This window comes from Actinomadura barringtoniae, assembly GCF_017573505.1.
Classification (GTDB): Bacteria; Actinomycetota; Actinomycetes; order Streptosporangiales; family Streptosporangiaceae; genus Spirillospora; species Spirillospora barringtoniae.
On record NZ_JAGEOJ010000004.1, the window covers coordinates 248,661 to 270,912 of the forward strand.

The window sequence follows — 22,252 nt, forward strand, 5'->3', positions numbered from 1 at the left end:
ATACAAGCTGTATGGTCCGATGCGTGACTCAGATAGCGATTCATTTGGTAGTCAGCGACCCCGACCACGCCGCCTCCTGGTACGCCGAGGCTCTGGGGGCGACAGAGACCAGCCGCCTCGCCCTTCCCGGCGGCAGCACGCTCACCGTCGAACTCCGGCTCGGCGACACGGTCCTGGCGGTGGCGGGAGAAATGCCCGAGCGCGACATGCGCACTCCGGCCACGCTCGGCGGCACGCCCGCCGCGTTCCACGTCCAGGTCCCCGACGCCGACGCCGCCATGACCCGGGCGCTGGAAGCCGGCGCCACCACCTACGAGCCGATCCACGACGCGTTCTGGGGCGACCGAACCGGCCAGTTCCTCGACCCGTTCGGGCATCGCTGGGCCGTGAACCAGCACCTGCGGGACGTGCCGCACGAGGAGATCGTCGCCCGCGCCACCGAACTCTTCACCGGATCAACAACGGCCTGAAGCAAGCAATCTCCCCCCGGGGCAAAAGCGTAACCTGTGAGTTACGCTTTTGCCCGTGGACGAGGTGGTGACCGCGATCGCCGACCCTGTGCGCCGGGAGATTCTGGCGTTGCTGCGCGGCGAGCCCCACAGCGCGGGCGACATCGCGGCGCGGTTCACCATCAGCCGCCCCGCGATCAGCCGCCACCTGCGCGTCCTGCGCGAATGCGGCCTGGTCCGCGACGAACTCGTGGGCCGCAGGCGCCTCTACTCACTCGACCCGGCACCGCTCACCGGACTGGCCGAGTGGATCACGACGATGCGCGCGCCGACGAGCTGGGAGCACCGGCTGGACGCGCTGGAGACCGAGGTACGGCGCGCGGGCCGTGATCGCAGAGCCCAGGGCGAGACAAGGGAGAACACCGCATGACACCGATTCCGACCGGCAGGCTGCGGCGCGACGGCGACGACGCGCAGCTCGTCCTGAGCCGCACCCTTCAAGGCCCCGATCGAGGACGTGTGGGCGAGCATCACCGAGCCCGAACGCACCGCCCGCTGGTTCGGCGACCTGGAGCTGATCCACCACCCGCCGGCCAGCGAGCGTCCGTCACCCGCACCGTGTAGTCCGCCTGAACCAGGCTCTCCTCGTCCGACCAGCCGCCGGACCGCAGGTAGTAGAAGTCGGCGAGGCTCTGCCAGGCGTTCCAGCTCAGCGGGTGGTTTCGTTCGGTGTCCTGGGTGAAGTCCGCGACGAAGCGGTGGGTGTTGGTCGCCAGCCGGAAGGTGTGCGTGACGTCGTCGCGCAGGTCGTCGTAGCTCAGCACCCGGGCCGGCGGTCCCCGCTCGCCGTGGTGCAGTTCGGCGAAGTCCCACAGCAGGCGCAGGAAGAACGCGGGGTCCTCGGGCAGCGGCACGTGCGTGCGGGATCAGGTGTCGTAGTAGACGACGAACACCCGGAAGCGCACGGTCAGCGCCTCGGGGTCGACGTCGAGCACGCGGACGCCGTACAGGTCGGTCATGGGATTCCTTCGAGTGGCGGGGGCTCTACCGCCGGCGGCTGGTGTACCAGGCGGCGATTTGGGCTCGGTTGCGGAAGCCGAGCTTGCTGAGGATGTTCTGCACGTGGGTGTCGGCGGTACGGCGGGAGATGACGAGCCGCGCCGCGATGTCGCCGTTCGACAGGCCCTCGGTGACCAGCGCGGCGACCTGGCCCTCGCGCCGGGTGAGGTCGGCGACGGTCGGGGGGCCGGGCGCCTCGGGGGCCTCGGGGGCCTCGCCCAGGGCGTACTCGATCGTCTGGCGGTCGGTGAGGGCGCGGCCCGCGGCGTAGGCCTCGTCGAAGCGGTCGGGGGCGAGCGCCTCGCGGGTGGAACGCTTGTGGATCATGTGCGGGAGCGAGACGGCGACCTCGGGGGTGGAGCCGATCTCGTCCCATTTCCTGGACGCGGCGCCGAACAGCGTGGCGGCGCGTTCGTGCTCGCCGCGCGCGTCGGCGACCCAGGCGAGGGCGTCGAGGCGGTACGCCTCGCCGAAGCGGTTGCCGGTGTCGCGGCAGATGGCGAGGGCCTCCGCCGCCGCGGACTCGGCGGCGTCAAGCTCGCCGGCGCCCACCTCGATCATGCTGATGCCGAACAGCGCCATGCTGCGGTACCAGAACTCGCCGCACTCCTCGCTCAGCGTGAGCATGCGCCGCAACGACCTGCGGCCCGCCTCGATGTCGCCGAGATAGGTGACCGCGACCCCGTGGATGAACAGCGGGTGCAGCTCGCGGCGGATCTGGCCGTGCGCGCGGAACGCCTCGGCCGCGGTCATGGAGAGCTTGGCCGAGCCGGGCTTGACCTGGATCATCACGGCCAGGCTGCGGACGTAGGTCCGATGGGCGGTGATCAGCTCGTCGTCGCCGGGGTCGAGCTCGTCGCCCTCGGCAAGGCGCGCGAGGGCGATGTCGATGTCGGCGTGCCAGATCGCGTGCAGCGCGCACGTCGCCAGGGCGAACAGCCGGTCCGGATGGTCCTTCGGGGTGGCGTCCAGGGCCAGGTCGAGGCGTTGCCGCGCCTCCAGGCTGTGCCCGATCATCGTCCAGTACTCGTCGAGCCGCGCGGCGATCCGCAGGGCCGCGACCGCCTCCCCCGGTTCGGTGAGCGACCAGTTCAGGGCCGCGCGCAGGTTGGCGTGCTCCAGCCGCAGCCGTACGGTCCACTCCAGCTGCCGCGGACCGGCCCAGGCGGCGTCGGCCTCGCGCGTCAGGCGGTCGATCCAGTCGCGGTGGCGGCGCGCGGCGGCGGTACGGGTGCCCGCGACGTCCAGCCGTTCCTGCCCGTACTCGCGGATCGTCTCCAGCATCCGGTAGCGCACGACGTCGCCGCGGTCCTCGCGGATCAGCACGGACTTGTCGAGGAGGCCGTCGACGGCGTCCAGCACCTCGTCCGCCGGAACGTCGGGGCCCTCGCACACCTGCGTGGCGGCGTCGAGGTCGAACGATCCGGCGAAGACGGACGCGCGCGCCCAGAGCGCCTGCTCGATCGGGGAGCACAGCTCGTAGCTCCAGTCGATCGTGGCGCGCAGCGACCGCTGTCGCTGCGGCGCGGTGCGCGGCGCGTTCGTCAGCAGCGCCAGGGCGCCCGACAACCGCCGCGTGATCTGCTGCGGCGACAGCGACCTCAGCCGCGCCGCCGCCAGCTCGATCGCCAGCGGTACGCCGTCCAGCTGCCTGCACAGCGTCGCGATCGCGGCGGAGTTGGCGGCCGTGACCTCGAACGACGGGACGACGGCGGCGGCCCGTTCCACCAGCAGCCGGACGCCGTCGTACTGCGCGAGCTCGTCCGGCGAGGACCCGGCGTCCGGCCCCGGCACGGGCAGCGGCGGAACGCGGAGGATCCGTTCGCCCTCGACGCCGAGCGACTGCCTGCTGGTCGCGAGCAGTGTCACGTCGGGGCAGGCGTCCAGGACCGCGACGACGAACCGCGCGCACGCCTCGACCAGGTGCTCGCAGTTGTCCAGAACGATCAGCAGCGCGCGATCGCGGAGGTGGTCGAGCACCGCCTGGACGACCGGCTGGCCGGTACGGTCCTGAAGCCCGAGCCGGTCGGCCGCCAGGTTGGGCAGCAGCGTCCCGTCCCGCAGCTCACCCAGCTCCACGAACACCGCGCCGTCGTCGAAGCCGCGCGCCGCCTCGTCCGCCACCGCCGTCGCCAGCCGGGTCTTGCCGACCCCGCCGGGCCCGGTCAGCGTCACCAGCCGCCCGGCGGCCAGCGCCGTGCGCGCCGCCGCGGCCTCCCGCCGCCGGCCGACGTAGCTGGTCTTCGGGCGCGGAAGGCCCGTCGTGGTCCCCCGCGCCGCACCCATGCCGACTCGCCCCTCACGCCGCTGACGTCCTGTGACGGACGTCAGACGCTAGTCGATCAGGACCACCCCCACCAGCCCGGGTCAGTCGTCGGCGACGGGGTCGGCCGCGCGGGCGAGCCGGGCGAGGAGGACGAGGCGGAGGTCGAGCTGCTTGCGGGTGTCGTAGAGGTCCGGGCCGAAGAGCTCCTCGAGCTTGCGGAGCCGGTAGCGGACGGTCTGCGGGTGGACTCCGAGCTGGTCCGAGACCACGGTGACCTTGAAATGGTTCTCGATGAGGGCGAGGAGCGTGCGCGCCATCGCGGGCCGCAGCGTGGGGCGGGCGGCCGCCAGGGGCGCGAGGCGTTCGGCGGCGACCAGCTCCACCAGCGCGGGCTCGCGGGCCAGGAGGATGAGCGGCATGTGGTCGGTGGCGACGATCAGCTTGTCCGGTGTGATCGCGCCGGAGACGGCGAGCTCCAGCGCGTCCCGCGCCCAGCGCAGCGAGTCGGCGGCCTCGGGCACCTCGACCGTGGGACCGATCGCGGCCGTCCAGCCCGCCAGCCCGGTCTCCAGCTGGTGGCGCCGTCCGGGCCCGTCCGGGTCGGGGATGATGGCGTGCAGCCGCCCGTCCTCGCGCCTGGTCAGCACGTCAGGACCCAGCACCGGCCGCGGCCTGCCGAACGTCTCCCCGGCGCCCGCGTCCTTCAGCGGCCCCCGACTCTTGCGAACCGCGCGGAGCCGTGCCGGATGGAACACCACGGCCGCCACCCTCGCGGGCAGCCGCCATCCGGCCTCCGCCGCCGCTTCGACGATCGCCACCGGCCTGGTTCCGGGATGTACGAGCAGGTCGAACAGCACGCGGCGGCGGTTGTCACCGTCATTGGAGGCGGCGGCCGCGGCCTCGGTGTGCCCGGCCGTCATGGCCTTGGCGACGAGCTCCGTATAGGCCAGGACCTCCCTGGTCAGGTGGCCGATCTCCCCCGGCGTGCAGCCGAGCCCCAGCAGGTCCGCCTGCTCGGCCAGCTCGGCGACCGCGACGCCCGAGCCCGCGAGCAGGGCGGCGTTCAGCCTGTTCAGCGAACGGCCCGCACGCGCCTCCGCCGCACCGGCCCGCCCGGCGAACTCCAGGATCTCCGCGGACGAGAGCTCGGGCCGTCCCAGCAGCTCCACGAAATGGCCGACGAGCCGTTCGACGAAGCCCTCCAGATCCGGCTGCCCGATCTCGACGACGGTCCGCACCGCGACCGCCGCGACGCCGGGACGGAGCGCGGCCGAGAGGGCGGCCGAACGCTCCGACGGGAGGCAGCTCAGATCGATCACTGCGGCAAGGCTTCTAGGACGGCGCCCGGACCACCACCGCACAACTACGTAGTCGGATGCGTATCTCCGGACGCGGCGGCCCGCGACCAGGGCATGACCTCCGCATTCATCTGCGCACTAACCGACGAATATGTCGGTTGATTGAGCGAGCAACCAACCCTCGAAGAAGAACCCCTTCATAACGCCTGCAACGGCTGCTACGGTCGGCCTAACCGACACAACTGTAGGTTAGATGCCACAGGTGGTCGCGGGAGAGGATGGTCGTCCGCATGGAACTGGGACACTGGGCGACGATCGTCGCTTTCCTGTCGACCGGCACCTGTTTCGTCGGCATGGCGTTCCTCAAGACCGCCACCGACCGGATGCCTCCGCTGCACGGCGCCCGGCCGTTCGCGCTCGCCGCCGCGATGCTCTCCAGCCGCACCTGGGCGATCGGCTTCGGCGTGATCGGCCTCGGGTTCGCGCTGCAGTTCGTCGCGCTGACCGCGCTCGTGCTGCCCGCCGTCCAGCCCGCGATGCTGGCGGGGGCGGTGCTGCTGCCGCTCATCGCCGCCGCCGGCCTGGGCGAACGGCTCGGCCGCCGTGAGCTGCTCTGCCTGGTGCTCGCCGCCGTGGCCGTCGTCCTGTACGCACGCGCCGCCGACCACGCGTACTCCTTCGACCGGACGCCCTCGGCGCCGTTGGTGCTCGCCGCGCTCTTCCCCTCGCTCACCCTGCCCGCCGTGCTGTTCCTGGCCAGCGACCTGAGGCGCAAGGGCGCGCACGAACGGCCGCTCAGCGGCGTCGTCTACGGGGTCAGCACCGGAATGCTCATCGGCGCGGCCGAGGTCGCGATCATGGGCATGGTGACGCTCGACCATCCGCTCGGCGACCTTGTCACCTCGCCGTACCCCTACCTGTTCTTCGCCGCGACCGCGCTGGCCGCGGGGCAGATCCAGATCGCCTTCCAGCGCTGCCGCCTGATCATCGTCGGGTTCCTGGTCATCATGACGGCCAACCCGCAGATGCTGCTGGTGTCGACCGCGCTGTACGGGCGCGGGTGGGAGCCGCACACCGGGGCGATGGGAAGCCTGGCCGGCGGCCTGCTGGTGAACTTCGCGGCCATCTGGCTCGTCCCCCGCCACGAGGAGGACGAGCCGGACGAGCAGGAGGCCCCCGCCCGGGAGTACGTGCAGGGCGGCTCTAGGCGGCGAAGTGCAGGATCACGTACTCCAGCTCGGCGGGGCCGGTGACGTGGAACGTGCCGTCCTTGGCCTGCGGCATGTAGATCGCCAGGTAGATGTCGCCCCGCTGGTTCGACAGCGGCGTCGCGGCCTGGCCCTGGTAGGTCTGGGCGTAGTCGACCTTGTTGGTGTCGGCCGACAGGGACTGGAAGCGTGAGCCGATCAGGTAGTTGAAGCCCTCGTTGTTGAGGATGAGGCTTCCGCTGCCGAACTCGTAGTCGGCCATCCCGTGCCCCTCCCCCAGGCACGGGTCGGTCTTCGCCGGCTTCCCGCCGCGCGAGGTGAAGATCGTGGCATCGGTCCAGGCGCAGATCTTCAGCGACTGCTCTCCGGGCTTCTTGGGGAAGCGGAGCTGGAACGGCGCGGGCTTGAGGGGGACGGTCACCGTCGCGTTGGTGGCGTCGGTGTTGTCCTTTATGGTGACCGGGACCGCCGCGTTGTTCTGCCAGAACTCCAGGCCGAGCCGGGGCGTACGGGTCGGGCCGCCGCCTGCCACCACGCTCGCGGTCGGGCTCGGGCTCGGTGAGGGCTTGTGCTTGTCCGAGTCGTTCAGCTGCGGCCAGATCACCACCCCGGCCACCGCGACGGCGGCCACGGCGAGCGCGGCGAAGGTCAGGGCCAGCGGCCGGGCCTTACCGCTCCGCGGCGTGGCCGCGTCGATGGTCGTACGGTCGCCGTGCTGCTGCGGCCAGGACTCCACCGGCCACGGCGGCGGCAGGGGCGAGGAGGGCGGCTGGTTGCCCAGCAGTCTGAGCAGGATCTCCTGCATGCCCGGCCGGTGCGCCGGGTCCTTGCGCAGGGCCGCCTGAACGACGTCGCGCAACGGTCCTGAGAGCTGCCCGAGATCGGGCTCCTGGTTGATGATCTGGTGCATCAGCACGGGGATGTCGCGGCCGTTGAACGGTGGGCGCCCGTTCGCGGCGAAGACCATCACGCAGCCCCAGGCGAACACGTCCGCGGGCGCGGCGGCCTGACCGCTGAACTGCTCGGGGGCCATGTAGCTCGGCGTGCCGACGATCCCGCCGGTCTGCGTCGCGGCGACGTCGAGCGAGCGGGCGATGCCGAAGTCGATGACGCGGGGGCCGTCCCTGCCGAGCAGCACGTTCGCCGGCTTGAAGTCGCGGTGCGCCACGCCCGCCTCGTGGATCGCGGTGAGCGCCGTGGCGGTGGCGACCGCGAGACGGTGCAGCGCCGCGCCGGTCCGCGGGCCTTCGGTACGAACGGACCGGGCGAGCGTCGGCCCGTCGACGTACTCGGTCACCACGTACGGGGAGTCGGCCGTGAGGTCGGCGTCCAGGACCTGCGCCACGCAGAACTGCGCGGCCACGCGCTGGGCGGCCGTCACCTCGCGAGCGAAACGGCTTCGCACTCCCTTGTCCGCCGCCAGATCGGGTCGCAGCACCTTGACCGCGACCTGGGTGCCCTCGGGGTCCTCCCCGAGGAAGACGACGCCCTGCCCGCCCTCGCCCAGCCTGCCGGTCACCCGATAGGCGCCGAGGGTCGCCGGATCATTCGCACGCAACGGCCCGACATCCGGCATCTGTGCACCCCTCGCGCCCCCAGTGGAAACCCCGGCCTAAGGCACTACAGCCGAACCCGCATAGGGAGCGCAAGCCCGATTCGCGCGGGCGTTCCGGGCGAGCATCGGCCTCAGGCGGGCGCCTCCGCCTTCTCGCTCTCGGGCCGCCAGAACGTGGCGAGCATCCCGGCCGTCGCGAGCACCGCCACCCCGAGTGCGATGGCCGCGCCCTTCCAGCCCGTCACGGCGATGTCCGCGGCGTGGTCGAGGGAGAACGAGCCCGGGCCGAAGACCGCGAGGGCCACGCACACCGCCGCCAGGAGCAGGACGTACTCGTAGCCGTCCTTGAAGACGAAGAAGCCGTTGCGCCGATGCGCCAGAAGGCCCGCGATCAGCATCACGGAGATGACGGCGGCGCACGCGAGCGGGGTGAGCAGGCCGAGCGCCAGCAGCGCGCCCGCGCCGATCTCGGTGACCACGCTCATCCAGGCCTGCAGGACCCCGTTCCGCAGGCCGAGACCGCTGAACCAGCGGGCCGTGCCCTCGATGCGCCCGCCACCGCGCCAGTGGTTCAGGCCGTGCGCGATCATCGTGAGGCCCACCACCACGCGCACGAGCAGCAGGGCGGCAACGTCTGCGTCCATCGGCTTCACCTTCCAGCCGGTCGGTCATGCTCGAAGTCGTGCTCGAAGTCGTCCTCGGAAGGCGTCACTCCCGGCCGGTGGCCGGGGTGCGCTGAAGATCGCTCGTCTGGAACATCTCGGTGGCGCCTCCGTCATCGAGGTCACCGGGCGAGGCCACCGCCGCGAGCGCGTGGGTCTTGAACGCGCGCGCCGCCAGGCTGAGGCGGTGCGGAACGGGCTGGGGCGCCTCGGAGCCGGCGAGGTCGAGGCCGCCGCCCAGGTCGCCCCAGAGGCGGACCTCGGCCGAGTCGTTCAGCGCCGCCTGAACGATGCTCCGCACGCGCGGGTCGAGGCCGTAGCACCTGGCGTCGACGGCGACGGCGTGCGGACGGGGCCGCACCGGGGCGGCCAGGGCGAGCTCCAGGTCGGCCCGGCGGGCGCCGAGGATGCGCAGCGGCCGGTCGGCGCGGTCGGCGGTGAGGACCGTGACGTTCCAGCCGGCGAGCGCACGGTCGCACAGGTAGCCACCGGCGGACCGCACCGCCTCGGCCGAGCTCGGCGCGATCACGAGGAGGCGTCGCCGGAGTCCGCCTCGGGCGGCGGGGCGAGTTGCCGGGCAAGCGACTCGGTGTACTCGGTGAACACCTCGGTCAGCGGAATCGAAGGATCGAGCAGCCATGATGTCTCTATTCCGTTGAGAAAGGCGACGATCTCGACGGCCTTGACGACGGGGTCCACGTCGGCGCGGTAGCGGCCGTCGCGCTGACCGCGCCTGATGCCCTCGGCGAGGGTCTCGACGGCGGCCCGGCGGCGCCCGAGGAACCGGTCGTGGAGCGGCGCCTCGGGCTCGATGTTCTCCATCTGGAGAACGGCGAACATGCCGACCAGCTCGGGGGCGCGCCGGTAGCGCTCGGCGACGCCCTTGAGCTCCTCGAGGATGTCGCCCTGCCGGTCGGCGGAGGCGTCGTCGTAGGCGTCCCGGGCGTCGAGCACCGCGTGGAGCAGGTGGTCCTTGGACTCGAAGTGATGCAGCAGGCCGGCCGGGGTGACGCCCGCCTCCTTGGCGATCTGCCCGAGCGTGGTGCCGCGCGACCCGTTGCGGGTGAGCAGCCGCTGCGCGACGGCGAGGATCCGCTGTTTGCGGTCCTCGCCCTTGGCCAGCAGGGCCGCGTACGGGCGCTCGTCGGTCACCGGACTCCCTCCGACCTACCTACTGAACAGACGTTAGGTTGTTTGGCCGCGTGTGACAAGGGCCACACGACGGTCACTTCAGCCCATCCTCACCTGGCCTGCGCGGCGCGTGCCCGGGAGCGGTAGGCCTCCAGCTTGTCGGCGGGATCGATGACCCGGTGGCTGCGCGAACGGATGCTGATGTCGTGGCCCTCGGCGGCCTTGCGCAGCGCGCCGACCGTCGCCTGCTCGCGCGGGATGTGGGCGAACGGGTCGAAGGAGTACCAGCGCATCGCGTTCTCGTGCGTCATCTTCGCGATGTCGGAGTCGGGGACGGCCTCGCGTTCCAGAACGTCGCCGAGCTCCTCGGGCGCGCCCGGCCACATCGAGTCGCTGTGCGGGTAGTCGGCCTCCCAGCAGATGTTGTCGATCCCGATCTCGTGGCGCAGCTTCACCCCGAGCGGATCGCTGATGAAGCAGGTGAGGAAGTGGTCGCGGAAGACCTCCGAGGGCAGCTTCCCGCCGAAGTCCTGCAGCGTCCACGTCGCGTGCATCTCGAACGTGCGGTCCACCCGCTCCAGGAAGTACGGGATCCATCCGGTCCCGCCCTCCGACAGCGCGATCTTGATGCCGGGGAACTCCTTGATGACGCGCGACCACAGCAGGTCCGCGGCGGCGGAGACGATGTTCATCGGCTGCAGCGTGATCATCACGTCCGGCGGCGAGTCCACCGCCGGGATCGAGAGCCGTCCCGACGACCCGATGTGCACCGACAGCACGGTGTCGGTGTCCACCAGGGCGCGCCACAGCGGGTCCCAGTACTCGTTGTGGAAACTCGGGTAGCCGAGGACGGCCGGGTTCTCGGTGAAGGTCAGCGAGTGGCAGCCCTTGGCCGCGACCCGGCGCACCTCCGCCGCGCAGAGCTCGGCGTCCCAGATCGCGGGCAGCGCCATCGGGATGAACCGGCCGGGGTAGGCCGCGCACCACTCGTCGATGTGCCAGTCGTTGTACGCGCGCACGAGCGCCAGCGAGAACTCGGCGTCCTCTGTCGCGAACAGCCGGGCCGCGAACCCCGGGAAGGACGGGAAGTTCATCGACCCGAGGATCCCGCCCGCGTTCATGTCCTTGATGCGCTCGTGCACGTCGTAGCAGCCGGGGCGGATCTCGTCGAGGCCCTGCGGTTCCAGCCCGTACTCCTCCTTGGGCCGCCCGGCCACCGCGTTCAGGGCGGCGTTGGGGATCACGGTCTCCCGGAACTTCCAGACGTCGCTGCCGTCCTCGCGGTGGACCAGCTGGGGCGCGTCCGCCCGGTACCGCTCCGGCAGATGGTTCACGAACATGTCGGGCGGCTCGATGATGTGGTCGTCGACGCTGATGAGGATGAGGTCGTCGCGGTTCACGGGGTTCCCTTCAGTCGGACGCCGGCAGGGGTTTGGCGGTCTTGAGGGTCATGGGCTCGCCGTCGCAGGTCAGCGCGCCCGTTCCCGAGGCCGTGCACAGCAGCTCGTACTCGCCGGTGGAGTCCACGTAGCGCTTGCCGATCAGGGTGACCGCGCCGGCCCCGCCGCCGGAGGCGGGCGGTGGGGCCGGCGCGGCCGGGACCATGGGCTCGCCGCCGCACGCGATCACCGCGGCGCCGCCCGCCGGGGCGCGGACGACGATCACGCGCGTGCCGCAGGCGGTGCTGGCGAGCTGGTCACCGGGGTGGGCTGCCGGTGCTGTCATGACGGGTGTCCCCTCGGTCGGGCGTTCCCTCGGTCGGGCGTTCGGCGAGCAGGCTGAGGTCGCAGGACCGACACGCCGTCCAAAACCGGAAACTAGCTTCTCAGGAAACGAGAATCAACCACTCAAGGCGGGCCGCCGAAACTTGCCACTCACGAGCGAGAATCCTATTCTCGATTTTGAGAAGGACTCTCAAAGGGTCTGTACCGAGCACGCCGGAGGAGTTGCCGCGATGCCGCTGCCAGCCGATTTCGCCGATCTGGAGCCGTTCCTGGCCTGGGCGCTGCCCACCGAGCGGGAGCGCTACGCCAAGCGGCTCGACTCCTCCATGGACGAGATGCAGGAGTTCTACGACGCGACCTTCCCGCGCCTGGAGGAGGCGATCGCCTACTGCGACGCGTTCCCGCTGGACGAGCTGCCCGACGACGCGCGCGCCCTGTTCCACCTGCTGCAGTCGGTGGTGATGGTCTCGTTCCCGGTCGAGGTCTGGAAGCAGCCCCGCGTACCCGACAGCGGGGCCGCGTACCTGGACCTCGTCGTGGAGCCCGTGGTCTGAGGATGCCGACGCTCAAGGCGGCCGGACTGCTGGACGTCGACACCGGCGAGATCGTCCGGCCCGGGCTCGTGCGGGTCGAGGACGACCGCATCGCCGCGATCGGCGGCGCTCCCCGGGGCGAGGTCATCGACCTCGGCGACGCGACCCTGCTGCCCGGCCTGATGGACATGGAGGTCAACCTGCTGATGGGAGGGCGCGGCGAGACCGCCGCCTACTCCCCCGTGCAGGACGACCCGCCGCTGCGCATGCTCCGCGCGGTCGGCAACGCGCGCCGGACACTGCGGGCCGGCTTCACGACCGTCCGCAACCTGGGACTGTTCGTGAAGACCGGCGGCTACCTGCTGGACGTCGCGCTCGCCAAGGCGATCGACGCGGGCTGGATCGACGGCCCGCGCGTCGTCCCGGCCGGGCACGCGATCACGCCGACCGGCGGGCATCTGGACCCGACGATGTTCGCCGCGTTCGCCCCTGGAGTGCTGCCGCTGACGCTGGAGGAGGGCATCGCCAACGGAGTGGACGAGGTGCGCAAGGCGGTCCGCTACCAGATCAAGCACGGCGCGCAGCTCATCAAGGTCTGCGCTTCGGGCGGGGTCATGTCGCACACGGGGCTCCCCGGTGCGCAGCACTACTCCGACGAGGAACTCCGCGCGATCGTGGACGAGGCGCACCGGCGCGGGCTGCGGGTGGCGGCGCACACGCACGGCGCGGACGCGGTACGGGCGGCCGTCGAGGCGGGCATCGACTGCATCGAGCACGGCTTCCTCATCGACGACGACGCGATCGCGCTGATGGTCGAACGCGGGACCTACCTCGTCGCCACCACGTTCCTGGCCGACGGCATGGACGTCTCCAAGGCCGCTCCCGAACTCCAGGCCAAGGCCGCCGAGATGTTCCCGCGCGCACGAGCATCGATCCAGGCCGCCCACAAGGCCGGGGTGAGGATCGCGGTCGGCACGGACGCGCCCGCGATCCCGCACGGCAAGAACGCCATGGAGCTGGTCGCCCTGGTGAAGCGCGGGATGAGCCCGGCCGAGGTGCTGAGGGCGGCGACCGTGACCAACGCCGAACTCCTCGGCGTCACCGACCGGGGGCGGCTCGCCGAGGGACTCCTCGCCGACGTCATCGCCGTTCCGGGCGACCCGTTGCAGGACATCACCGTCACGCAGGACGTGCGGTTCGTGATGAAGGGCGGGAAGGTCTTTGTCCACGCAGCCTCCGACCACTGAATGTGCGAGCTCTGAACGTACGACCACTGACACCGACGACCTCGTGGAGATCCAGCAGGTGCTGGCCCGCTACGCGGTCACCATCACCCGCGGGGACGTCGAGGGACTGCTGGCGGTCTTCACGCCCGACGGCACCTACAGCGCGTTCGGCGACACCTACGGCCTCGACGAGTTCCCCGAGCTGGTCGAGGCCGCGCCCAAGGGCCTGTTCCTCACCGGGACGGCCGCGGTGGAGCTGGCCGGCGACACCGCGAGCGGCACGCAGCCCCTGTGCTTCGTCGACCACGCGACCCACGAGATGCGGATCGGCTACTACAACGACACCTACCAGCGGACCGCCCGCGGCTGGCGGCTGCGCACGCGCGCGATGACGTTCATCCGCCGCAGCGGCGTGCACGACTCGGGACGCCCGCACGCGCACAGACGCTCGGACGCATGAACGAGCCGGGCGTCCAGGAGTTCCGGCGCGGGCTGCGGGCCTGGCTCGACGACAACGACCTGTCGCCGGGGCCCGACCACTCGCTGGACGGCCAGGTCGCGCAGCTCGCCCGGGTGCGGCGCGCGCTCTACGACGCCGGCTGGATGCGGTACGGCTGGCCGAAGGAGGTGGCCGGCCTCGGCGGCCCGGCCGTGCTGCGCGCGGTGCTCGGCGAGGAGGTCGCCACCCGGGGGCTCGCCGAGCCGGGGATCTACTCGATGGTCGAGGTCCTCGTCCCGACGATGATCTCCTACGCTCCCCCGGAGCTGGCGGCGGAGATGGTTCCGTTGCTGCTCGGCGGGCGTGAGCAGTGGTGCCAGGGGTTCTCCGAACCCGGGTCGGGCAGCGATCTGGCGTCCCTGACCACCCGGGCCGTCCCCCGCGACGGCGGCTGGGTCGTGACCGGGCAGAAGGTCTGGACGAGCCTCGCTCAGTACTCGCAGCGATGCGTCCTGCTCACCCGGACCGCGCCGGGCCACGGTGGCATCACCGCCTTCTTCGTGGACATGGACTCCCCCGGCATCACCGTCAGGCCGCTGCGCACCATGCACGGCGTGGACGAGTTCGCCGAGGTGTTCTTCGACGAGGTGGCCGTGCCCGGCGACCGGATGCTCGGCCGTCCGGGCGACGGCTGGCGGCTGGCGATGGACCTGCTCCCGTACGAGCGTTCCACCTGCTTCTGGCACCGGATCGCGCACCTGTACACGCGACTGGACCGGCTCGTGGCCGAGACCGAGGACCCCGACGACGCGGCGCTCGGCGAGGCGTACCTGGGGCTGCACACTGCGCGCTGCCGCTCGCACCTCACCCAGCGCAGGCTCGGCGAGGGCGGGCGGCTCGGCCCGGAGACCTCGGTCGACAAGGTGCTGCTCGCGACCGCCGAACAGCGCCTGTTCGACACCGCGCGGGACCTGCTCCCGGGCGTCATCGAGCTCGCCGAATCACCGTGGCGGGCCGAGTTCCTGTACTCGCGCGCCGCGACCATCTACGGCGGAACGGCCGAGATCCAGCGCAACATCATCGCGCGGCGGCTCCTCGACCTCGGGAGGGACTGACCGTGGACGCCGCCGAGCAAGAGCTGCTGGCCGGGACGCTCCGCAAGGCGATGGCCGCCGGGTCGGGCCAGGCCCTCGACGCGGCGATGTCCGACCTCGGCTGGGTAGAGCTCCTCGACGACGCTCCGGACGTCGCAACCGCCCTGGTCTTCCGGCTACTCGGGGAGAGCGGGGCGCAGGCGCCCCTGCTGAACGACGTGCTGCTGAGGGCCGCCGGGCACGATGCCGGTGGCACCGTGCCGATGCCTTACGTGGGCGGGACGTGGGTGGTCTGGGATCGCGCTGACAAGCCGGGCGAGACGCTGGACGACGAGCTGCCGCTCCGCACCTCGGCGAACGGAAGTCAGGTGCCGCTCGCCGCGGGCCGCGTGGCGCTCGGCTGGTGGCTGGTCGGCGCGGGGCGGGCCATGCTCGACCTCGCCCGTTCGCACGCCATGGAACGCGCGCAGTTCGGGCGTCCGATCGCCTCGTTCCAGGCCGTACGGCACCGGCTCGCCGAAACGCTCGTCGCCCTGGACGGGGCCGAGGCGACCCTGCGGGCCGCGCCGGACGACGCCGCTCTCGGCGCGCTCCTGGCGAAGGCCGCCGCGGGCCGGGCGGCGCTGACGGCGGCCCGGCACTGCCAGCAGGTGCTCGGCGGGCTGGGGTTCACGGCCGAGCACGGCCTGCAGCGGCACGTCCGCCGCGTTCTCGTTCTCGACGGCCTGCTCGGTAGCGCGCACGAGCTGACGCGCGAGGCCGGGACGCGGCTGCGAGAGGAGGGCGCGGCACCGCGCCTGGTCGACCTGTGATCGGCTCGAGAAGGTTATTATCGATCTTCGAGAGGAAGGATCTCCCCATGCTAGACGGATAGTTGTGATCAAGATTCAGGCGGCTTACCGATTGCGTGCAGTAAGGTTCTGACCATGGCACAGAAGATGGATCCGACCGTGAGCGTTCCGGCTGACGAACCGACCTGGAAGCAGCGCGCGGTCGAGCGCTCCACCAAGGCTGCCAAGCTCCGCGCCGAGCAACGGGTGGAGCGGTTCCTCGACGCGGCCCAGGCGATCATCAGCGAGAAGAGCAGCACCGACTTCACCGTCCAGGAGGTCGTGGACCGTTCCCGCCAGTCGCTGCGCAGCTTCTACCAGCACTTCGACGGCAAGCACGAGCTTCTCCTGGCCCTGTTCGAGGACGCCCTGCGCCGCGCGTCCGACCAGATCCGCGCCGCCGCCGAGGGCAAGTCCAAGCCGCTCGACCGGCTGAAGGCCGCCGTCGAGCTGCTGTTCGAGCTGTGCCGCCCCGACCCGGCCGCCAGGCGCCCGCTGTTCACCGACTTCGCGCCGCAGCTGCTGATCTCCCATCCCGCCGAGGTCAAGATCGCGCACGCCCCGCTCCTCGCCCTGTACACCGAGCTCATGGAGCAGGTCGAGGCCGCCGGCGGGCTCCGTTCGGGCACCACGCCGCGGCGCGCCGCCGCGCTGACGATGCAGACGGTCATGTTCGTCGCCCAGGCCAACGGCGTCACCGACGACGAGGCGGCGCACCCCATCACCGCCGAGGAGACCTGGGACTTCTGCGCCCGCGGCTTCTCCGCGACCAAGGGCAAGTAGGTTCGAGAATCCTATTCTCATCTAGATAGAATTCCATTATCCTCGAGTTCTCCGAGCCTGCGGGAGCACTCGTGACCGACCTGTGGAGCGACCTGCTCGACTGCCTCGACCTGCGGCCACTGCCGGGAGCCCCCGGGACGGCCGCGAGCTTCGAGGGCGGCAACCAGCGGCTCACCTACCACCGGCTGTTCGGCGGGCAGCTGCTCGCCCAGTCGGTGACGGCCGCCCGCCTCGCCTGCCCCGGCAAGTCCGTGAAGTCGCTGCACGTCCTGTTCCCGCGTGCCGGGACCGCCGAGGAACCCGTCCGGTACGAGGTCGAGCTCCATCACGAGGGCCGTACCTTCGCTTCGCTGACGATCCGGGCCGTGCAGCCGCAGGCGGGGGTCATCGCCATCGCCTCGGTCTCCCTGCACGCGAACGAGGACGGCCGCGACCACCAGACGATCGATCCGGTCCCGGCCGTCCCCGGTCCGGAGCACGTCTTGCAGCTCGGCCTGCTGCCCTGGGAGACCCGGTCGGCCATCGACCTCGACTCGCCCAAGCCCGAGCCGCCCGAGCTCGAACTGTGGATGCGCACCCCCGCGACCGATCCGGCGCTCGCCACGGCCGTGGCCGCCTACGCGACCGACCTCACCCTCATCGGCACGGCGCTGCGCCCGATCGACGGGGTCTCGCAACGCGACGCGGGCACGGCGTTCACCTCCGCCGTGACCTCGCACAGCGTCTGGTTCCACCGGCCGTTCCGTACCGACGGCTGGCTGCTGCTGCGCCAGCACAGCCCGCTGCTGGCCCATGGCCGCGGGTTCGGCCGCGGCGACCTGCTCACCGAGGACGGCTCGCTGGTCGCCTCGTACGCGCAGGAATCCCTGGTCCGTTTCCAGTCGTGACCTGACCGTCCAGGCCGCCCAGCAGTAGGCCGATCGCGTCGTCGAGGTCGCGCCGACCGTCCGCGACCTCGCCGGCGAGCCGGGCCAGCTCGGGATGCTCCTGGAGGCGCGACTGGGCCAGCGACAGGAGCTGGGCGCGAGCGCGAGCGGCACGGCGTTCCTCGGTGTCGGCACGCCGATGCGCCTCGATCGCCTCGACCAGATCGGGTACGCCCTCGCCGCGCGACGCGACGAGCGAGAGCACCTGCCCGCCGGTCTCGGCGCGCAGGTCACGGGCCGTCTGCTCGGCGCCCGCCCGGTCGGCCTTGTTGACCACCAGCAGGTCGGCGACCTCCAGCAGCCCCGCCTTCGCGGCCTGGACGGCGTCGCCCGCGCCGGGCGCGACGACGACCACGACGGGATCGGCGACGGCCGCGACCTCGATCTCGGACTGCCCGACGCCGACCGTCTCCACCAGCACCAGGTCGTAGCCGAGCGCGGCGAGCACACCGACGGCGGCGGGCACCGCCGCCGCGAGCCCGCCTACGTGCCCCCTGGCCGCCAGCGAACGGATGAGGACGCCCGGGTCGGCGGCGTGCTCGGCCATCCTGATCCGGTCGCCCAGCAGCGCACCGCCGCTGAACGGCGAGGACGGGTCGACGGCCAGCACCGCCACCCGCAGCCCGCGCGCACGGTACGGCCCGACCAGCGCGGCGACGGTCGTCGACTTGCCCGCGCCCGGCGGTCCCGTCACGCCCACCACCCGCGGCGCCGAAACGCCGGCGTCCGTGACGGCGGCGACGGCGGCGAGCACCTCGGCGCGGCGCGGTCCCTCGGCCAGGCTGAGCAGCCGCCCGGCCGCGCGGACCGAGCCGCCGAGCGCGGCGTCCAGCAGTTCCGCGGCGTTCACGGGACGCGCGGCGCCGGCACCTCGATCACCGTGGCCGATCCCATGCCGCCGCCCGCGCACATCGCGGCGACGCCGGTGCCGCCGCCGCGCCGCCGCAGCTCGTGCACGAGGCTGACGAGCATCCGCGCGCCGGTGGCGGCGACCGGGTGGCCGAGCGAGCAGCCGCTGCCGTTCACGTTCACCCGCTCGGGGTCCAGATCGAGCAGGCGGACGGTGGCGACGCACATCGCGGCGAACGCCTCGTTGATCTCGAACAGGTCCACGTCCGAGATCGGGATACCCGCGCGTTCCAGCGCCTTCGGTATCGCCTTCACCGGCGCCAGGCCGGTCTCGGCGGGATCGACGCCGACCGACGCCCACGAACGCACGATCGCCAGCGGCGGCAGGCCGAGCCAGTCGCTGGCCAGGACCAGCGCGGCCGCGCCGTCGTTGGCGCCGCAGGCGTTGCCGGCGGTGATGCTGAAGCCCTCGATCTCGGGATGGAGCGGCTTGAGCGAGGCCAGCTTCTCCAGGCTGCTGTTGCGGCGCGGGTGCTCGTCGACGGAGAACGTGCCGTGCGGCGTCTCGATCGGGACGATCTCCTTGCTGAACCGTCCCTCGTCGATCGCGCGGATGGCGTTGCGGTGGGATCGCAGCGCCCAGGCGTCCATCTCCTCGCGCGACACCCCGGCCTTGACCGCCGCGTTCCAGCCCACCGTGATGGACATGTCGAGGTTCGGGGCGTCCGGGCGGTCGGGGTGGGTCGGCGGGTGCCAGGGGTCCACCCATTCGCCGTCGACCCGGAAGCGGGTCTGCGGCGAAGTGGACGCGGAGTTCACGCCGCCGGCGATGACGAGTTCGTCCATCCCGGCGAGGATGCTCGCCGCGGCTCCCTGAACGGCCGCCATCCCCGCCGCGCAGTGCCGGTTGTGGGCGAGCCCCGCGACGGAGGTCAGCCCGGTGGTCACGGCGGCGTGCCGGGCCAGGACGCCGCCGCCGTACAGCCCCTCGCCGAGGATGACGTCGTCGATCGTGTCGGGGTCGTGCGGGGCCGCCGCGGCGCTCACCACGTGGTGGGCCAGGTCGTAGGCGGTGGTGTCGCGCAGGGTCCCCTTCATCGCGGTGCCGATGGGGGTGCGCAGGGCGGAGACGATGAGCGCTTCAGGCATGGCTGTCCTCCAGTTCGGCCAGCAGGGTCCGGCGCAGCAGCTTGCCGGTGTCGGTCTTGGGGAGCTCGTCGCGGAAGACGATGGTGTCGGGCGTCTTGGACGAGCGGAGCCGGTCCTTGACCCACCGTCTGATCTCGGCGGGTTCGCCCTCGCCGACGAGGACGGCGACCAGCCGCTGCCCCCACTCGGGGTCGGGCACGCCGAGCACGACGGCCTCGTGGACGCCGGGATGGGCGAGCAGGACGTCCTCGATCTCGGCGGGCGCGATGTTCTCGCCGCCGCGGATGATGGTGTCGTCGGCGCGGCCCTCGATGAACAGGTAGCCCTCGGCGTCGAGGCGTCCCCGGTCGCGGGTGGCGAACCAGCCCTCGGGGTCCAGGGCGTTGCGCCCGCCGTACTCGCCGGAGATCTGGTCGCCCCGGACGAAGACGAGCCCGGTCTCCCCCGCCGTGAGCGGTCTTCCGCCCTCGTCGCGGATCTGGAACTCGACGCCGGGCAGCGCGCGCCCGACCGACGCCAGGCGGGCCCGTACCTCAGGATCGTCCGCGTCGAGCGCCGCGCGGTGGTCGCTCGGGCTGAGCACCGCGATCGAGGACGCGGTCTCGGTCAGCCCGTAGGCGTTGACGAACCCGGTGCCCGAGAAGATCCGCAGCGCCCGTTCCAGCACGGGACGCGGCGTCCGCGCTCCCCCGTAGGCGAGGTTGCGCAGCGTCGGCGTGCCCGCGTCGTCGCCGGGCACCTCCGCGACGATCCGCGCCAGCATCGTCGGTACGAGCAGGGCGTGGGTGATCTCTTCACGCCGTACGGTCGCCAGCCAGTCCGCCGCGTCGAACGAGGGCATGTAGACGACCCGGCGGCCGGTGTAGAGGTTGCTCAGGAGGTTCGCGAGCCCGGCCACGTGGTACGGCGGCACGGCGACCAGGGCGGCGTCGCCGTCCTGCGCCGACGCGAACTCCAGGGTGTTCAGGATGTAGGCGAGCAGGTGCCGGTGCCGCAGCACCGCCGCCTTGGGCGCGGCCGTCGTGCCGCTCGTGTAGAGCACCGCCGCGACCGAGTCGCCGTCCACCTCCGCGGGCGGGCCGGTCGGCGCGTCGCCCGCGGGCTTCAGCAGGTCCTCGAAGTCGGCCGGCAGGAGAACGCGGGCGCCCGGGTGGCGGCCGCGCAGGTCGGTCAGCTGGTGGGCGCCGAGCCGGTAGTTGAGCGGGACGAACGGGATGCCCGCGAGAGCCGCGCCGAAGAGCGCGACGGGATAGGCGAGGTCGTTGGGGCCGACGTACAGAACGGCGGAGTGGCCGCGGAAGCGGTGCGCGGCGGCGTGCGCGAGGCGGAGCAGTTCGGCGGCGGTCAGGTCGCGGGGCCCGGCCTTCAGCACGGCCCTGTCCCCCGCGGAGGCCGCCATCTCAAGGATCAAGGTGATGTTCATGAGAATGCTATTCTCGCTCAGGTAGATCTCCCCTTTCAAGAGAGGGAAACAGCGATGCAGATCAGTGGAAGCTCCGCGATCGTCGTCGGGGGCGCCGGTGGGCTGGGCGAGGCCACCGTCCGGCGTCTCCACGAGGCCGGCGCGAAGGTGGTCGTCGCCGACCTCGCCGACGACAAGGGCAAGGCGCTGGAGGCGGAGCTGGGCACCCGCTACGTACGGACCGACGCCACCGACGAGGACAGCTTCGCGGCCGCGCTCGCCGAGGCGGAGGCGGCGGGGCCGCTGCGGATCTCGGTGGACGCCCACGGCGGTCCGGCGAGCGGCGGGCGGCTGGTCGGCAGGGACGGCGAGCCGCTGGACCTGGAGGGCTTCCGGCGGACGATCGAGTACTACCTGACCGGGGTCTTCAACGTGATGCGGCTGGCCGCCGCGGCGATGGGCCGCCAGGAGGCAGTGGACGGCGCGCGCGGCGTCATCGTCAACACCGCCTCGATCGCCGCGTACGAGGGCCAGGTCGGCCAGATCCCCTACGCCGCCGCCAAGGGCGGGGTCGTCGGCATGACCCTGGTCGCGGCGCGCGACCTGGCCCCGCTCGGCATCCGCGTCGTCACGATCGCCCCCGGCATGTTCCTGACCCCCGCCTATGGGCAGGCCGGCGACAAGCTGGAGGAGGCGTGGGGTCCGCGGATCCCGCATCCGAGCCGCATGGGACGCTCCCCCGAGTACGCCTCGCTCGTCGCGCACATCTGCGAGAACGACTACCTGAACGGCGAGGTCGTGCGGCTCGACGGCGCGCTGCGCTTCCCGCCCAAATAGCGCGGAGGTCGTGGCCCTAGGAGCGCCTTCCCAGGGCCACGACCGGCTCCGCTGCCCGCGCCGTTCAGCCGTCCTTGTCCAGGAGGCGGGTGATGACGGCGTGGAAGTCGTCGCTCTGGAACGTGAGGTCCTCGGCGGTCGTCGCGTAGTCGAGCGTCGCGAGGACCGCGCGTTCGAGATGCAGGTTCAGCAGCCGTTTGGTGCTCTCGACGGCGCGGCGCGGCAGCCCGGCGATCCGTTCGGCGCACGCGGTGGCCTCCGCGAGCGGATCGGCCACGACGTGGTTGGCCAGGCCCATCTCGACCGCGCGGGCCGCCGGGATGCGGGCGCCGGTGAGGGCGTACTCCTTGGCCAGGTGCAGGCTGGTGTGCAGCGGCCAGGTGAGCGGGCCGCCGTCGGCGGCGACCAGGCCGACCTGGACGTGCGGATCGGCGAGATAGGCGGACTCGGCGATGTAGACGACGTCGCTCAGGGCGACCAGGCTGCAGCCGAGCCCGACCGCCGGGCCGTTGACGGCGGCGACGACCGGGACGCGGCAGCGCACCATGCCGAGGACGAGGTCGCGGCCGTGGGCGATGGTCCGGGCCCGCAGCTCACCGTCGCGGCGGATCTCGTCGAGGTAGGCGAAGTCGCCGCCCGCGGAGAAGCCCTTCCCGCTTCCGGTCAGTACGGCGGCGCGGGCTTCCTGGTCCTCGCTCAGCTGCGGCCACAGCCGGGCGAGGCCGGTGTGGAGGGCGTCGTTGACGGCGTTCAGCCGCTCGGGCCGGTTCAGCGTGATGATGCGGAGCGGCCCGTCCTTGCGGACCTCGATCTCCTGCGGCAGGTCGTACAC

24 protein-coding genes are annotated in these 22,252 nt (G+C 72.1%); 11 read left to right on the top strand and 13 right to left on the bottom strand.

What is annotated here, in order from left to right; translation table 11 throughout:
* Nucleotides 1-23 precede the first annotated feature (23 nt).
* Together J4573_RS11010 and J4573_RS11015 are read left to right on the top strand one after the other, a co-directional pair.
* The gene (locus J4573_RS11010; protein ID WP_208255255.1) at nt 24-470 is read left to right on the top strand and encodes a VOC family protein; all 447 of its coding nucleotides are present in this window, start codon (nt 24-26) and stop codon (nt 468-470) included.
* A gap of 55 nt (nt 471-525) precedes the next feature.
* Nucleotides 526-879, top strand: a complete 354-nt coding sequence (locus tag J4573_RS11015) for a metalloregulator ArsR/SmtB family transcription factor (protein WP_208255256.1) — start codon at nt 526-528, stop codon at nt 877-879.
* A 100-nt stretch (nt 880-979) separates the two neighbouring features.
* On the opposite strand, the gene J4573_RS11020 is transcribed toward J4573_RS11015, so the two are convergent.
* The 3 genes from J4573_RS11020 to J4573_RS11030 form a co-directional block, all read right to left on the bottom strand.
* The gene (locus J4573_RS11020; protein ID WP_208255257.1) at nt 980-1,363 is read right to left on the bottom strand and encodes a hypothetical protein; all 384 of its coding nucleotides are present in this window, start codon (nt 1,361-1,363) and stop codon (nt 980-982) included.
* 130 nt (nt 1,364-1,493) lie between these two features.
* Nucleotides 1,494-3,794 (bottom strand): ATP-binding protein, encoded by a 2,301-nt coding sequence (locus J4573_RS11025; protein WP_208255258.1) that lies wholly within the window; start codon nt 3,792-3,794, stop codon nt 1,494-1,496.
* An 81-nt stretch (nt 3,795-3,875) separates the two neighbouring features.
* The gene (locus J4573_RS11030; protein ID WP_208255259.1) at nt 3,876-5,093 is read right to left on the bottom strand and encodes a PucR family transcriptional regulator; all 1,218 of its coding nucleotides are present in this window, start codon (nt 5,091-5,093) and stop codon (nt 3,876-3,878) included.
* 269 nt (nt 5,094-5,362) lie between these two features.
* On the opposite strand from J4573_RS11030, the gene J4573_RS11035 reads away from it, so the two are divergent.
* Complete coding sequence (locus J4573_RS11035; RefSeq protein ID WP_208255260.1) at nt 5,363-6,325, top strand: hypothetical protein; 963 nt, start codon at nt 5,363-5,365, stop codon at nt 6,323-6,325.
* On the opposite strand, the gene J4573_RS11040 is transcribed toward J4573_RS11035, so the two are convergent.
* The 6 genes from J4573_RS11040 to J4573_RS11065 form a co-directional block, all read right to left on the bottom strand.
* A complete protein-coding gene (locus tag J4573_RS11040; RefSeq protein WP_208255261.1) occupies nt 6,276-7,856 on the bottom strand; it encodes a serine/threonine-protein kinase in 1,581 nt (526 codons plus the stop codon). The two genes, J4573_RS11035 and J4573_RS11040, sit on opposite strands and share 50 nt — an antisense overlap.
* Nucleotides 7,857-7,966: 110 nt before the next feature.
* Nucleotides 7,967-8,479, bottom strand: a complete 513-nt coding sequence (locus J4573_RS11045) for a DoxX family protein (RefSeq protein ID WP_208255262.1) — start codon at nt 8,477-8,479, stop codon at nt 7,967-7,969.
* A gap of 64 nt (nt 8,480-8,543) precedes the next feature.
* Complete coding sequence (locus J4573_RS11050) at nt 8,544-9,026, bottom strand: hypothetical protein (RefSeq protein WP_208255263.1); 483 nt, start codon at nt 9,024-9,026, stop codon at nt 8,544-8,546.
* Complete coding sequence (locus tag J4573_RS11055; protein ID WP_208255264.1) at nt 9,023-9,649, bottom strand: TetR/AcrR family transcriptional regulator; 627 nt, start codon at nt 9,647-9,649, stop codon at nt 9,023-9,025. The genes J4573_RS11050 and J4573_RS11055 overlap by 4 nt, the downstream gene beginning before the upstream one ends.
* 89 nt (nt 9,650-9,738) lie before the next feature.
* Nucleotides 9,739-11,028: an amidohydrolase family protein gene (locus tag J4573_RS11060; protein ID WP_208255265.1), complete on the bottom strand. Its 1,290-nt coding sequence runs from the start codon at nt 11,026-11,028 to the stop codon at nt 9,739-9,741.
* Between the two features lie 10 nt (nt 11,029-11,038).
* Entirely contained in the window at nt 11,039-11,353 is a 315-nt protein-coding gene (locus J4573_RS11065; protein ID WP_208255266.1) for a hypothetical protein, read from the bottom strand.
* 229 nt (nt 11,354-11,582) lie between these two features.
* Here J4573_RS11065 and J4573_RS11070 point away from each other — a divergent pair, with 229 nt between their 5' ends.
* From J4573_RS11070 to J4573_RS11100, 7 genes are all read left to right on the top strand, one after another.
* On the top strand, nt 11,583-11,906 hold the full coding sequence (locus J4573_RS11070; protein ID WP_208255267.1) for a hypothetical protein: 324 nt from the start codon (nt 11,583-11,585) through the stop codon (nt 11,904-11,906).
* A gap of 2 nt (nt 11,907-11,908) precedes the next feature.
* Nucleotides 11,909-13,132: a metal-dependent hydrolase family protein gene (locus J4573_RS11075; protein ID WP_208255268.1), complete on the top strand. Its 1,224-nt coding sequence runs from the start codon at nt 11,909-11,911 to the stop codon at nt 13,130-13,132.
* A 43-nt stretch (nt 13,133-13,175) separates the two neighbouring features.
* Entirely contained in the window at nt 13,176-13,571 is a 396-nt protein-coding gene (locus J4573_RS11080; RefSeq protein ID WP_208255269.1) for a nuclear transport factor 2 family protein, read from the top strand.
* Nucleotides 13,568-14,665 carry an acyl-CoA dehydrogenase family protein gene (locus J4573_RS11085; RefSeq protein WP_243772817.1) on the top strand — a complete coding sequence of 366 codons (1,098 nt, stop codon included), beginning with the start codon at nt 13,568-13,570 and terminating at the stop codon, nt 14,663-14,665. Before J4573_RS11080 ends, J4573_RS11085 begins: the two co-directional genes overlap by 4 nt.
* Nucleotides 14,666-14,667: 2 nt before the next feature.
* On the top strand, nt 14,668-15,456 hold the full coding sequence (locus J4573_RS53875) for an acyl-CoA dehydrogenase family protein (RefSeq protein ID WP_208255270.1): 789 nt from the start codon (nt 14,668-14,670) through the stop codon (nt 15,454-15,456).
* A 114-nt stretch (nt 15,457-15,570) separates the two neighbouring features.
* Nucleotides 15,571-16,257 carry a TetR/AcrR family transcriptional regulator gene (locus tag J4573_RS11095; protein ID WP_208255271.1) on the top strand — a complete coding sequence of 229 codons (687 nt, stop codon included), beginning with the start codon at nt 15,571-15,573 and terminating at the stop codon, nt 16,255-16,257.
* Between the two features lie 71 nt (nt 16,258-16,328).
* Entirely contained in the window at nt 16,329-17,144 is an 816-nt protein-coding gene (locus J4573_RS11100; protein ID WP_208255272.1) for an acyl-CoA thioesterase, read from the top strand.
* On the opposite strand, the gene meaB is transcribed toward J4573_RS11100, so the two are convergent.
* Genes meaB through J4573_RS11115 form a run of 3 tightly spaced genes read right to left on the bottom strand, consistent with a single transcriptional unit; the run spans nt 17,080 to nt 20,604 of the window.
* Nucleotides 17,080-18,033: a methylmalonyl Co-A mutase-associated GTPase MeaB gene (gene meaB / locus J4573_RS11105; RefSeq protein WP_307796595.1), complete on the bottom strand. Its 954-nt coding sequence runs from the start codon at nt 18,031-18,033 to the stop codon at nt 17,080-17,082. The two genes, J4573_RS11100 and meaB, sit on opposite strands and share 65 nt — an antisense overlap.
* Nucleotides 18,030-19,181, bottom strand: coding sequence for a thiolase family protein (locus J4573_RS11110; protein WP_208255273.1), 1,152 nt, complete (start codon nt 19,179-19,181; stop codon nt 18,030-18,032). Before J4573_RS11110 ends, meaB begins: the two co-directional genes overlap by 4 nt.
* Complete coding sequence (locus J4573_RS11115; RefSeq protein WP_208255274.1) at nt 19,174-20,604, bottom strand: class I adenylate-forming enzyme family protein; 1,431 nt, start codon at nt 20,602-20,604, stop codon at nt 19,174-19,176. Before J4573_RS11115 ends, J4573_RS11110 begins: the two co-directional genes overlap by 8 nt.
* A 54-nt stretch (nt 20,605-20,658) precedes the next feature.
* Here J4573_RS11115 and J4573_RS11120 point away from each other — a divergent pair, with 54 nt between their 5' ends.
* Nucleotides 20,659-21,420, top strand: a complete 762-nt coding sequence (locus J4573_RS11120) for an SDR family NAD(P)-dependent oxidoreductase (RefSeq protein WP_208255275.1) — start codon at nt 20,659-20,661, stop codon at nt 21,418-21,420.
* A 64-nt stretch (nt 21,421-21,484) separates the two neighbouring features.
* Here the strand turns inward: J4573_RS11120 and J4573_RS11125 are convergent, their stop codons facing one another.
* On the bottom strand, nt 21,485-22,252 hold the full coding sequence (locus tag J4573_RS11125) for an enoyl-CoA hydratase/isomerase family protein (protein WP_208255276.1): 768 nt from the start codon (nt 22,250-22,252) through the stop codon (nt 21,485-21,487).

Excerpts from the sequence above, each read along its gene's own strand:
- J4573_RS11025 (WP_208255258.1), bottom strand. The coding sequence starts at position 3,794 with ATGGGTGCGGCGCGGGGGACCACGACGGGCCTTCCGCGCCCGAAGACC.
- J4573_RS11035 (WP_208255260.1), top strand. The coding sequence starts at position 5,363 with ATGGAACTGGGACACTGGGCGACGATCGTCGCTTTCCTGTCGACCGGC.
- J4573_RS11040 (WP_208255261.1), bottom strand. The coding sequence starts at position 7,856 with ATGCCGGATGTCGGGCCGTTGCGTGCGAATGATCCGGCGACCCTCGGC.
- J4573_RS11045 (WP_208255262.1), bottom strand. The coding sequence starts at position 8,479 with ATGGACGCAGACGTTGCCGCCCTGCTGCTCGTGCGCGTGGTGGTGGGC.
- J4573_RS11065 (WP_208255266.1), bottom strand. The coding sequence starts at position 11,353 with ATGACAGCACCGGCAGCCCACCCCGGTGACCAGCTCGCCAGCACCGCC.
- J4573_RS11070 (WP_208255267.1), top strand. The coding sequence starts at position 11,583 with ATGCCGCTGCCAGCCGATTTCGCCGATCTGGAGCCGTTCCTGGCCTGG.
- J4573_RS11075 (WP_208255268.1), top strand. The coding sequence starts at position 11,909 with ATGCCGACGCTCAAGGCGGCCGGACTGCTGGACGTCGACACCGGCGAG.
- J4573_RS11085 (WP_243772817.1), top strand. The coding sequence starts at position 13,568 with ATGAACGAGCCGGGCGTCCAGGAGTTCCGGCGCGGGCTGCGGGCCTGG.
- J4573_RS11095 (WP_208255271.1), top strand. The coding sequence starts at position 15,571 with ATGGCACAGAAGATGGATCCGACCGTGAGCGTTCCGGCTGACGAACCG.
- J4573_RS11110 (WP_208255273.1), bottom strand. The coding sequence starts at position 19,181 with ATGCCTGAAGCGCTCATCGTCTCCGCCCTGCGCACCCCCATCGGCACC.
- J4573_RS11115 (WP_208255274.1), bottom strand. The coding sequence starts at position 20,604 with ATGAACATCACCTTGATCCTTGAGATGGCGGCCTCCGCGGGGGACAGG.
- J4573_RS11120 (WP_208255275.1), top strand. The coding sequence starts at position 20,659 with ATGCAGATCAGTGGAAGCTCCGCGATCGTCGTCGGGGGCGCCGGTGGG.